The organism is Ruegeria sp. CDSB117 (assembly GCF_059611005.1).
Window position 1 is genome coordinate 1 of sequence record NZ_JBXWOS010000045.1, and the last position, 10,793, is coordinate 10,793.

11 protein-coding genes are annotated in these 10,793 nt (G+C 52.6%); 4 read left to right on the forward strand and 7 right to left on the reverse strand.

Features of this window, described 5'->3' with window-relative positions; all coding sequences use genetic code 11:
* Positions 1 to 259: 259 nt before the first annotated feature.
* On the reverse strand, positions 260 to 616 hold the full coding sequence (locus AC2FJC_RS23130) for a Crp/Fnr family transcriptional regulator (RefSeq protein WP_496742004.1): 357 nt from the start codon (positions 614 to 616) through the stop codon (positions 260 to 262).
* A 453-nt stretch (positions 617 to 1,069) separates the two neighbouring features.
* The gene (locus AC2FJC_RS23135; protein WP_496742006.1) at positions 1,070 to 1,915 is read right to left on the reverse strand and encodes a LysR family transcriptional regulator; all 846 of its coding nucleotides are present in this window, start codon (positions 1,913 to 1,915) and stop codon (positions 1,070 to 1,072) included.
* Positions 1,916 to 2,001: 86 nt separating this feature from the next.
* Between AC2FJC_RS23135 and AC2FJC_RS23140 the strand changes: the two genes are divergently transcribed.
* From AC2FJC_RS23140 to curA, 4 genes are all read left to right on the forward strand, one after another.
* Complete coding sequence (locus tag AC2FJC_RS23140) at positions 2,002 to 2,469, forward strand: c-type cytochrome (RefSeq protein WP_496725623.1); 468 nt, start codon at positions 2,002 to 2,004, stop codon at positions 2,467 to 2,469.
* 13 nt (positions 2,470 to 2,482) lie between these two features.
* Positions 2,483 to 3,391 (forward strand): c-type cytochrome, encoded by a 909-nt coding sequence (locus tag AC2FJC_RS23145; RefSeq protein ID WP_496742008.1) that lies wholly within the window; start codon positions 2,483 to 2,485, stop codon positions 3,389 to 3,391.
* A 137-nt stretch (positions 3,392 to 3,528) separates the two neighbouring features.
* On the forward strand, positions 3,529 to 3,972 hold the full coding sequence (locus AC2FJC_RS23150; RefSeq protein WP_496742010.1) for a cation efflux transmembrane domain-containing protein: 444 nt from the start codon (positions 3,529 to 3,531) through the stop codon (positions 3,970 to 3,972).
* 202 nt (positions 3,973 to 4,174) lie between these two features.
* The gene (gene curA, locus AC2FJC_RS23155) at positions 4,175 to 5,209 is read left to right on the forward strand and encodes an NADPH-dependent curcumin/dihydrocurcumin reductase (protein ID WP_496742012.1); all 1,035 of its coding nucleotides are present in this window, start codon (positions 4,175 to 4,177) and stop codon (positions 5,207 to 5,209) included.
* 76 nt (positions 5,210 to 5,285) lie between these two features.
* On the opposite strand, the gene AC2FJC_RS23160 is transcribed toward curA, so the two are convergent.
* From AC2FJC_RS23160 to AC2FJC_RS23180, 5 genes are all read right to left on the reverse strand, one after another.
* Positions 5,286 to 6,043 (reverse strand): IS5 family transposase gene (locus AC2FJC_RS23160; RefSeq protein ID WP_496742014.1). Its coding sequence is split into 2 segments (ribosomal slippage): positions 5,286 to 5,722 and positions 5,722 to 6,043, totalling 759 coding nucleotides; the frame shifts between segments, so codons are not numbered across the junction.
* Between the two features lie 109 nt (positions 6,044 to 6,152).
* The gene (locus AC2FJC_RS23165) at positions 6,153 to 7,163 is read right to left on the reverse strand and encodes a DUF2955 domain-containing protein (RefSeq protein ID WP_496742016.1); all 1,011 of its coding nucleotides are present in this window, start codon (positions 7,161 to 7,163) and stop codon (positions 6,153 to 6,155) included.
* Positions 7,153 to 8,217, reverse strand: coding sequence for an HlyD family secretion protein (locus AC2FJC_RS23170; protein ID WP_496742018.1), 1,065 nt, complete (start codon positions 8,215 to 8,217; stop codon positions 7,153 to 7,155). Before AC2FJC_RS23170 ends, AC2FJC_RS23165 begins: the two co-directional genes overlap by 11 nt.
* On the reverse strand, positions 8,214 to 9,293 hold the full coding sequence (locus tag AC2FJC_RS23175; protein WP_496742020.1) for an AI-2E family transporter: 1,080 nt from the start codon (positions 9,291 to 9,293) through the stop codon (positions 8,214 to 8,216). Before AC2FJC_RS23175 ends, AC2FJC_RS23170 begins: the two co-directional genes overlap by 4 nt.
* Before the next feature lie 176 nt (positions 9,294 to 9,469).
* A complete protein-coding gene (locus AC2FJC_RS23180; RefSeq protein WP_117870654.1) occupies positions 9,470 to 9,796 on the reverse strand; it encodes a potassium channel family protein in 327 nt (108 codons plus the stop codon).
* Between the last annotated feature and the right edge of the window lie 997 nt (positions 9,797 to 10,793).

Below are 10,793 nucleotides of genomic sequence, written 5' to 3' on the forward strand. Positions count from 1 at the left end.
CCTCGATGAACTCATGCCGTGGTGTTACGTCCAAGAAACCGCTCAACATTAACTGGTCGCATTCACCGGACGGACACGCTTCACTGTTATTCGAACAGCATGCAGCATCTTGTGGGTTTTTGACTCATTGCGGCCTTGCGCCAACGCAGCAATGCCGTTGCGCCAGGCAGGTTAAGAGCGGTCATCGGACAGTCAGGTAAAGCCTTTGATTTCGCGACTTGTAACGCGATGAGCGACCGTTGGCAGTTCACTCTCACCGCTAACCTGCGGCAACATGTTCCAGTTCCTTGCGATCAAGTATGGCGATGCCGTCTTCATGCTGCTTTACCCAGCCTTTCTTCGCGAACTCCGCCAATCTGCGAGACACGTAGGCGCGGCCTGAGGCTGTTTCGCTTGTGAGTACGGAGTGGGTTGCCTTCACCATGCTGCCTGAAGACGCAAGCCTTATCAAGGCCTTGGCGAGTCGCGCATCGAAGTTTGTAAGCGCCACATCTTCAATCAACTGCTGGTGTTCCGAAAACCGCGAGGAAACGGACAACAAAATCATAACTCGGAACTCAGCGTCCTCGGCGAGCTTCTTTCGAAACTCGTGAGCTAGCACGATTTGCCCGGTCAAGTCGGTCTCTGCAACACCTTCGGCACCGTAGGCCTCGTCCCTTATCAGGCATGACAAAGTCTAGAGGCATGCGTCGGCCGGTGTGACACGATATAGGACCACTTCGCGTCCGCTCGGGCCTGTAAGCGTTAACGACTTGATCCCTCTGACAGAATGATGAAGCCTGGACTGCGTGACCTGGTTGAAAGACTGTTGCGCCACATGGCGCGGCAAAACTGCGGAGGACACTCATTCTCGCAAATCTCCCAAGTTCCGGAAGATTAAAAACTTGTGAATTGATCAATTCAAGCCGGATCGCCTTAAATTCTTCTCGTGTGCAGTTTGGGCTCAGTTTTGCCGTTCTCCGCAGCAATCATAATTGATTGGAGCAGCCCAATGCGAACGTTTCCGACTGGACATTGCAAACTTGGAAAGTCAAAAATGTGAGAACTCGAAAGTCTCAGTTGCATAAAATCACTTAGCTAGCGCTTCCGATATGCGTTCGACTAGTGCCTTCTGAACTACAGCAAACCTTGGAGTTTGCGAGATTTCTTCTAACGTTGCGACCCACAGCGGAACCTCGAACTTAGGATTCACGTCCTTCGACCGCTTAAGGCGGGTATCCACGTCGCCAAAAAATGACGGCAAAAAGGTTTTACCAGCTCCCGAGGCCGCCATCTGCTGTAGCACCAGAAAACTGTCTGCTCCATTGGTCATTTCGTCGGCGCTTACATTCTGCGCCAGCCATTTGGCAGGAAGTGAACGACTCAACGCTCCGTCTAGCCTCATCCACTTGCGATTGGGGCTACCATCGTCATAGACACCGAAGGACAGCGTTCCTGCACGCTCTCCGATTAGCCCTTCCCCGAGCTTTATCGAAGGGCGCACAGCAATGTCTGCTGTCAGTCGGGAAAGATCATGGTGGCTGTTCTGGCTTAGCAGAGTCAGGTTCAAACCTGGGTAAAGGAGTGAGATTTCGTTGAGTATTCTTGGAAGAACAATCTGACAAAGACTATCAGTCGATGTAATGCGCACGTGACCCATTGGCGAGCGATTTGCTCCGACAACCGCCCGCTCCACCGAAAGCACCGCTTCTTCAACGCTTTCCATGGCTGAAAAGATCGCACTGGCTTCGGGGAGAACGGAATATCCTGACGAACTTTTCTGAAAAACCACGCAACCATTGCGTTCTTCGAATGCGGCCACCCTGCGCAAGACTGTCGCGTGCGTGACGCCCATCGCCGCCGCCGCCGCGTTCAACGAACCGTATTTGCTTACGGCTAGTGCGTACCGAATGTCATCCCAGTTTTCATTGTTCATAAATTAACAAGTGACGACCAATAACAAACAATTACAAGAAAATTCGTTCAAGCTAACATTCGGAGCATTGAACAGGGAGACACATCATGATGAAGAAGTTCTCAATCTTCGCGGCAGGTCTTTTGTCATTGGTCGCCATTGGCACAGCCATCGCCCACGAAAGTGAAAACCCGGCTGTGAAAGCTCGAACCTCAATCATGCAACTCTATGCCTTCAATCTTGGTACACTTGGCGGCATGGCCAAAGGCGAGGTGGACTATGATGCCGAAGCCGCAACACGGGCTGCAAACAACCTTGTTGTGCTAACGCAGATCGACCAATCCGCGATGTGGCCCCAGGGATCTGACAATGTGTCCGATCCGTCCACCCGAGCGCTGTCGGCAATCTGGGAAAACTTCCCTGACGTTGGTGCGAAAGGGCAGGCCATGGCAGATGCCGCTATTGCGATGCAGGCTGCGGCTGGCCAAGATGTTGATGCCCTGAAAGCGGCCATGGGCGATCTGGGTGGAAGCTGTTCGGCGTGTCACAAAGCTTACAGAGCACCGAAAGACTAATCGGCAGATAGCTGTGAAGCGGATTTTCCTATTTACCGCTTTCGTTGCACTTTTGGTTGGGTTGGCCGGTTTGGTTCTGACCCGACCACAAAGAGTGGAGCCGTCTCAACTCGGCGGTTTGAACCCAGATCACGCCAGAGGTGAAATCGTGTTCTACGCGGCAGGATGCGCATCCTGTCATGCAGCGCCTGATGCAGTTGGCGAGGACAAGCTCATGCTCTCCGGTGGTCGCCGGTTTGAGACGGATTTCGGCACGTTCACTGCCCCCAACATTTCCAGTGACCCAGAAGTCGGCATTGGGTCCTGGTCTGCGCTGGATCTGGCCAACGCCTTGATCCAGGGGACCGGACCCGAAGGGCAGCACTATTTTCCAGCGTTTCCCTATACATCTTACGCCAACATGTCAGCACACGACGTCGTTTCGCTTCACGCATTCCTCGGCACTCTGCCAGCAGCCACAACTGCAAGCGTTCCGCATGAGGTAGGTTTTCCTTTCAATGTTCGTCGTGGATTGGGGGGATGGAAACTGTTGTTCATGACGCCAGGCTGGGTAGTCGAAAGTGATTTGACCGACCAACAAAGACATGGCAGGTATTTAGTCGAGGCGCTGGGTCATTGCGCTGAATGCCATACCCCGCGAAATGGTCTAGGTGGTTTAAAACGAGACCTTTGGCTGACGGGCGCTCCAAATCCAAACGGGAAAGGTCGAATCCCCGGCCTTACTTCAGACCAGCTTGATTGGTCCGAGGCTGACATTGCCGAGTACCTCAAATCTGGCTTCACGCCGGATTATGACAGTGCTGGTGGAGAAATGGTGGAGGTCATCGAGAACACGTCTCGCCTTACAGATGAGGACCGTTTGGCGATTGCCGCGTATCTAAAAGCTGTTCCTGTTTCGTCGACGGGGCTTCCATCAGAGTAACGTCGTTGGCGCCATGCAGGGGGACCAGAGGCTGTCGTCGGTCGCTGTTAGGAAGCCGCGGGGCATATTCCCTTTTCACCAAACACCTGTTTTACGTGCTGAACACCGGAGTTCACCAGTCACCCGAGTTTCTGTTCATGATTGACAAAGGGTCGTGGCCAAATGACACAAAAAATCGCTCTTTGGTCCATTCCAATTTCCATTGTGGCACCGGCCCTGTAACTGCTGACCTGGTAGCTGACGGGCTCGGTGGCGTTGTTGTCAGACGCAATGGAATCAACTGTAAATGTCGTTGCAGCGCTGCTGGCGTATTTTGCAGTTCGGATTTCCAATATACCCCTGACGAAAAACACCTCTTTGGTCACAAAAAGGCCGAGTATCTTTCCGCCGTCGCCGAGGGCGTACTGATTGTGCTGGCGGCATTCTTAATCATCAGAGAAGCTGTGCGGGCACTCCCAAACCCGCATCTTGAGGATGCGCCACTTCTTGGAATCGTTGTCAATGTCATCGCAACTGGTGTGAATGGCGCATGGGCTTACCCACTGTTCGGAAATTGTGCGTTTCCTTGCAAGCCATGGTGAGAAAATTTTACAATTGAACTTGAGCAACCACGCATGTGTTGATGCCCTTCCGTCCATTGGCGTAAGGAAGTTGATGAGCTCGTGCTCAAGGGAAACTGAACGTTCTGGCGATCCAGCGCCGGGAACCTGAAACTGATACGTACTCTTCGCAAAGAATACCTCCGCTTCCCTCAAACCGACACGTATAAGGAAAGAGCACTAAATGACCCAGACCACTGATACTAATCGCCGGATCGTATTGAATGAGCGTCCCAGTGGCGAGCCCGACGCCAGTACGCTCCGTTTGGAAACCGCAGATATCCCTACGCCGGGCGCAGGTGAAATGCTTGTCCGCACACATTACCTGTCGCTCGACCCCTACATGCGTGGGCGGATGAACGACGCTAAATCCTATGCCGAACCCGTAGCAATAGGAGAAGTGATGACGGGACAGGTTGTAGGGGAAGTCATTGCTGCAAATCTCGATGGTTTCGAAGTTGGCGACTTTGTCCTCTCAAACAGTGGGTGGCAAGATTATGCAATCTCCGATGGTCACGAGGTCATCAACATGGGTAAATCTCCCCAAAACCCGTCTTGGGCTCTTGGGATACTTGGGATGCCTGGCTATACTGCCTATGCAGGGTTATTGCAGATAGGCGAACCAAAACCCGGCGAAACCGTTGTTGTTGCCGCAGCCTCCGGCCCTGTTGGAGCTACCGTGGGTCAGATTGCCAAACTCAAGGGTTGCCGAGTTGTCGGGATTGCTGGTGGGGCCGAAAAGTGTGCCCATGTGGTCGAAAACCTCGGTTTCGACGCCTGTATTGATCATAAGACCACCGATTTTGCCGACCAGCTACGCGCAGCATGCCCCGATGGGATCGATGTCTACTTCGAGAATGTTGGTGGCAAGGTGCTTTATGCTGTTTTACCCTTGCTCAACCCCTTTGCCCGTATGCCAATCTGCGGCGTAGTTTCGTGGTACAATTTGACGGATCTACCCAAAGGTCCCGATATGGGACCAGCAATAATGGGCACCTTGCTGAGGCAGAAGGTGAAAGCACAGGGTTTCATCATTTTCGACAGCTTTCCAATATCGCTTTACCAAGAGTTCACACGCGATATGACAAGTTGGATTCAGGATGGTGCGGTTAAGTACCGCGAGCACATGGTGGATGGGTTGGAGGCTGCACCAGAAGCCCTTAACCAGCTACTTCGCGGGGAGAATTTTGGCAAAATGGTTGTGAATGTTGGTGCCTGAAGAGGCCAAGGAAAGTTCTAACGAACAAGTGCCAATCGATTTTTTGGTTGGCACTAATAGTACTTAGGGTCAGGACTCATAGCCAATAGAAGACGGTAGCCGCCAGTGCGATGGCTGAGAGGAAGACGTTTGGGCACCTGTCGTATCGGGTTGCCACTCGCCGCCAATCTTTCAGCCTTCCGAACATGATCTCGATCCGATTGCGACGTTTGTAGCGGCGCTTGTCGTACTTCACCGCTTTCTTCCGCTGCTTCCGGCCTTGGATGCACGTGCGTATACCTTTGTCTTTCAACGCTTCCCGGAACCAATCAGCGTCATATCCGCGATCCCCAAGCAGCCATTCGACATCTGGCAGGCTGCTCAACAATGCCCGAGCGTCGATATAATCGCTGACCTGCCCAGCCGTCACAAACAAGTTGAGTGGGCGTCCCTTGCTGTCGCAGATAGCGCGCAGCTTCGTGTTCATGCCGCCCTTGGTCCGACCGATCAGGCGTCCACGCCCCCCTTTTTGACGCCCAAACTGGTCGCTGTGCGGTGCGCCTTCAGGTAGGTCGCATCTATCATCACGGCCTTATCTTCGCCGTGCTCAGCGGCCAATCCGGCCATCATCCGGGCGAAGATGCCCTTGCCGCTCCAACGTTTCCAGCGGTTGTAGAGCGTCTTGTGCGGGCCGTATTCCTTCGGCGCATCGCGCCAGCGCAAGCCATTGCGATTAATGAAGACTATCCCGCTCAACACCCGCCGGTCATCGACGCGGGGTTTGCCGTGAGACATTGGGAAGAAGGGCTCAAGACGCGCCATCTGGGCGTCGGTCAACCAAAACAGATCAGACATGTTCGCCGCTCGTTTTTCGAACCGTGAATCTCGCAACCCCGCAGAAATCAATGGGTCCTGACACTAGAAATTCTATTTCTTTCAGAACCATGCCACATCGCAACTAACTTCATTGAGCCGCTTGGCGCTCTTTCTCCGGCCAAAATTCATCCACAACAACATATGCGATGATTACAAAAAAAGCGGCGCTGGCAACTTGCAATACGCGAGTGATGCTCTTGACGTCAGCCTCGTCTGAAAATGGTGCAACCGAACCGCCATATACAATCAGAGCTGTCGTAATAGCGGAACCGGCGGCGGCGGCGAGCGGGACTTTTGACTTTCCAAGTGCTCCGAGTGTTAGGCAAAAGAAAAAACACAGCAAAATGGGGGTGAGAATAACCGGAGCTATTACGTTTATCTCATAACAAATGATGGATACTGCCGCCCCAAGAAGGTTTGCCGTCAGCATAGCTTTTGCAACTGTTTTGCCTGCAGCGGGCATTGCCGCAAGTTGCTGGCTCAGCAGGGCGACAAAAAACAAAACTAGTAATGCAGATGCGCCGGAAACAAAAAACGCCAAGGCAAACGGCACTGTTACAAGCGACATCCTGACTATTCGGCGATATGGGTCGAAGTTCGGCGACGATGCGGCCTTCTTCTGGGCCGCTGATTGAGGTTCGGCGGGGATCAGCACGAACATTAGCGTCGATACAAAGCCCGCAAACAGCAGATTCAAAGGTATCCAATACACAAGCACCAAGGCCAGATCCTGGGATTGCAGAACCAAGTTTGGGATCATCAATGCTCCCATGAGAGCGATGACACCTGGTAAAACTCCGGCGCCAGAAACTGACCACATGAAAGACAGGATTATTCCAATGGCCACCAGAATGAGAAAAACAAGAGGATATGGTGAGAAGATTGACGACACCAGGAACGAAATGAACATCAATCCAATCGAAAAAACAAACAGCTTAGCAAATGCTGCCAGAGGCAATGCGGCGGGCGCCTGCAAAAACAGTGCGGCGAACACCGCCCCAACGACGGCGAGTGGCCAGCCAAGAAACAAGCCCAAGGAAAAGACGCCGGTAACACCCACCGCAAGCCGGGCGACAGAGCGTTGGTCCTCAATACGCATAGGACAGTATTGAAACCACGCGGATGTAGGTGCGGCCTACCAGGTTCAGCAATGAGTTGTCACTTAGATACATGATCACATCGGCCTGCCCGTTCAACTGAAAGCGAAGATCATCTTCGGCACTTCCAGCTTCATAGCCCGGCAATACGATCCTGACTGGGAACCTTTCCGGCTCCCGCAAGAAACCTTTGGTACTGGGCGGACTCGCCAGTTGCCCGGGCACATCACCGCCACTTAGGGAAACGGCCGCGCTAAAGCTCTCAATGACGCCAGGAACAATCTGACCGGGATGCATATCCAAAACCACATCAACCGGAGACCCTACCGAAGCTCTTCCTAGGTTGTTCTCGGTAAAATACGCCTCGATCCAGACGTCAGTCGCGTCCAGAAATGTCAACAGATCCTGACCGGATCGCGCATACGTTCCAGGGGCTATCAACAGATTAGAGATCACGCCTGTCTCCGGAGCACGCAGTTCAGTCCATTCCAGGTTCAGTTCCGCATCCGCCAAGGCCGCCAACGCGCGCTGGATTTTCGGGTTTTCAATCCCATCGTCACCAAGCCTCTGTTTTGCTTTTTCCAGATCCGCTTTTGCGTTCTCATAGTTTGCCTCGGACTCTGCCAGTTGCCCTCGCGCATCATCGGCCTTAGTGACGGCGATCAACCCTTTCTTTTCGAGCGCAAATACGCGTTCCGTCTGAATGCGCATTGTATCCAGATCGCTTTGCGCCCTTGCGAGTTTGGCCTGTGCCGCTCTTACCTCTGCCGAAGATGCACCCACCTCTTGAGTGGCTGCCTCGAGATCAGCTTCCGCCTTGTCGCGCTGAATCTCGTAGGGTCGCGCGTCGATCCGGACAAGGACATCTCCGGCCGAGACAACCTCACCGTTTTCGACCAAAACTTCAGTCACAGTGCCAGTCACCTGCGGGACGATCTGGGTCGCCACGGCTTTTACTCTGGCGTTCCCGGTAAATGGCGTTTTCCGATCAGCGACCAGGTACCAAACAAGAAAAATCAGAATGACAGCCAGGGTTGTCCATATCGTCTTCCTCATTTCGCAGCACCTTCAGCAGTGCGCTCGGCTTCGGGCGAGGTATCAATCCAAACCTTGAATAGCTCATAGAAAACAGCGAAGAGAACCGGCCCCATAAAGACGCCAATCAAACCGTACGCCATCATACCGCCGAGAACACCGATGAGGATGACCAACATGGGGGTCTCAAGGCCTTTTGAGATGAACACGGGTCTCAGGAAACTGTCCATTATCATGACGGGAACGGCCAATATGGTGAAGATCAACGCAGTCCCGCCGGACATGGAGCTCCATGCGTAGATAATTACCGGTATTAGAACCAATCCGGGCCCGATTTGGATAATCGAGAGTATCAGGCAGATAAATGCCAGAGTGGCGGCCGAAGAAATCCCGAACAAAGCCAACAGTACCCAAACGAAGACCGCCTGAATGGCTGCTACGCCGATCACGCCTTTTGTCACGTTCCGGATCGTTGCGCCTGCCAGTGTTACGAATTCACCGCCGCGTGGTGCGAAGACACGGTTGGCAAAGCGCTGAAGACCCTGGACCAAACTTGGCCCGGGGCTGAACAAAGCCCCCATAATCAGTACGGAAAGAGCTAAACCAAGCAGCCCGATTCCGATGCCCAGCACCTTTCCGAAGAGCGATTTGGTGATCTCAAGGATTTGCGTGCCGTATTTTGCAAGCGCGCCGTCAAGATTGCGCTCAAACATTCCCCAGACATCGGCTATTTTGTCTCCCACCAAGGGCAACTCCTTGAGACCCTCTGGCGCAGGTGGGACTTTTAAGTCACCTTTGTCTGCTTGTTCCGCGAATTCAGACCCAAGTTCTGCGGCACCAGACACCGCGGTAGCGACTGGCCCGAGGGTCAGAACAAGGCCCAGCAAAACCAAGATCGTCGTGGCAAGTTTTTTCCGCCCTCCCAGCTTGGACTGAAGCCAATCAAATGCCGGATATAGCGCCACACAGAGGATCGTTGCCCAGATAACCACGCTCGCAAGCGGGGCCACCATGACCAGGGCGCTGTAGAGGAATAGTCCGAGAAACAGCAATCGTATCGCTAGATCGACAATCTTTGCGTCCTGTGTCTTTTCCATTCCATCCCTCCATGTGTTTTTCGAATGTTACACTCAAAAAACATAATATGTACATTTTTTTGAATTTTAGTGATCGTCTATCAGTTTGAAGACACAAATGAATCCGAGCCACAGCTTGAGGGGCCCAGTCAAACCAATGCCTGGGCATGAACTCGATTTGGTCAAATTGGGATAATCTACTTGTCCGCTTTTTTGTCGTCCTGGGACAAGATTGTATCCGCCACTGTGGTCGCCGCGGTCACGAAGACACCGAGGCCCACGACGATGTAAATCATTGTGAAGATCTTCCCTGCCGCGGTTTCAGGTGAGAAGTCACCAAACCCCACGGTCGAAATGGTCACGACAGAAAAGTAGATTGAGTCGAGCCAACTCCAACCTTCGACAAAGTGGTAAAAGACCGAGGCCCATAAAATCATTCCAACTGTGAAGGCAAGAATGCCTTTCACTCTACCGTCTTTGAGAGCGACGCCTATCCCACGTGTTATTCTGGTTAGTGAATTCATCATGTCCTCATCGTTTGATGAATTCATACATAGCAGTAATTAGATAAATATGGAAAACCGGAGGCACTTGGCTGCCTGTCGCTTGAAGCTTACGTCGTGCCGCCATGGTCAAAGCTCATGCAGCGCATCCGCTTTAGCTAGGGTCCTGACCCTACTCCGTACGACTCATGATCTCCGTGGTGTGCATAGCGTTCATTTCGAAGTGAGATTATTTCATCATGTGCATGCTTATGTTCCTCCGGGACGTTTTTTCTAACGTACTTTGTCACTCCGGTAGTGGATGAAAACAGCCGTCCATACGAAATCACAAAGGCAGCGGTCATTGCCTCAATTTCCATTAACGATGGAAGTGAAACTGTAGTTACGTCGACTTCCACCTTATTCAGATCAAGCCAGTCGAGATAGAACTTAAGTTGATGCACTGTCATGATATTGGTTGTTGTCATTCTGAGTCGGTTGATGTCCCGTTTATTCTCATTGTTTATTCTCATTAATGACGTCGGCTGCGTCTTCTTGGGTGAAGCTCATTGTTACGTCTCCGTTAGTATGGTCTAAATATACCCTACGTTCACACCACTGAAACCAAAGTCTGCATTGGGCTGACCGCGGTCCTTTGGAGCAAGAATGCGGATGGCTGCAAAGTCCCCTTTTCAGCCACCCTACACCGGACGTTGGAAACCAGACGGCTAATGGCGGTGAGCGGACAAAGCCGCCTTAGGCTCAACGGTTGATGATGACCGGTCTCGCACGAAGCGGACCTTCATTACGAGCCTTACATCCTCCGAGATGCGGACGAAGCGGGCATTGCATGAGGCGACTAGCGCACGTGTATCAGCCAACCGGCGCTTGCGACTACTATGCCGTCCTACCAGAAGACTGGTCGCAGTCGTCTGACCGCCCCGCGGCCCAGGCACAAGAAGCTAGGTTCTGGACCCATTAAATTTGTTGCTGCTGTCTCTGTTGCATGCTTCAAGCCACTGAGTTTCAGAGGTGTATC

Bases quoted from the DNA above. Each gene is read 5' to 3' on its own strand.
- AC2FJC_RS23170 (WP_496742018.1), bottom strand. From the start codon at position 8,217: ATGAGGAAGACGATATGGACAACCCTGGCTGTCATTCTGATTTTTCTT.
- AC2FJC_RS23180 (WP_117870654.1), bottom strand. From the start codon at position 9,796: ATGAATTCACTAACCAGAATAACACGTGGGATAGGCGTCGCTCTCAAA.
- AC2FJC_RS23140 (WP_496725623.1), top strand. From the start codon at position 2,002: ATGATGAAGAAGTTCTCAATCTTCGCGGCAGGTCTTTTGTCATTGGTC.
- AC2FJC_RS23175 (WP_496742020.1), bottom strand. From the start codon at position 9,293: ATGGAAAAGACACAGGACGCAAAGATTGTCGATCTAGCGATACGATTG.
- curA (WP_496742012.1), top strand. From the start codon at position 4,175: ATGACCCAGACCACTGATACTAATCGCCGGATCGTATTGAATGAGCGT.
- AC2FJC_RS23150 (WP_496742010.1), top strand. From the start codon at position 3,529: ATGATTGACAAAGGGTCGTGGCCAAATGACACAAAAAATCGCTCTTTG.
- AC2FJC_RS23135 (WP_496742006.1), bottom strand. From the start codon at position 1,915: ATGAACAATGAAAACTGGGATGACATTCGGTACGCACTAGCCGTAAGC.
- AC2FJC_RS23165 (WP_496742016.1), bottom strand. From the start codon at position 7,163: ATGCGTATTGAGGACCAACGCTCTGTCGCCCGGCTTGCGGTGGGTGTT.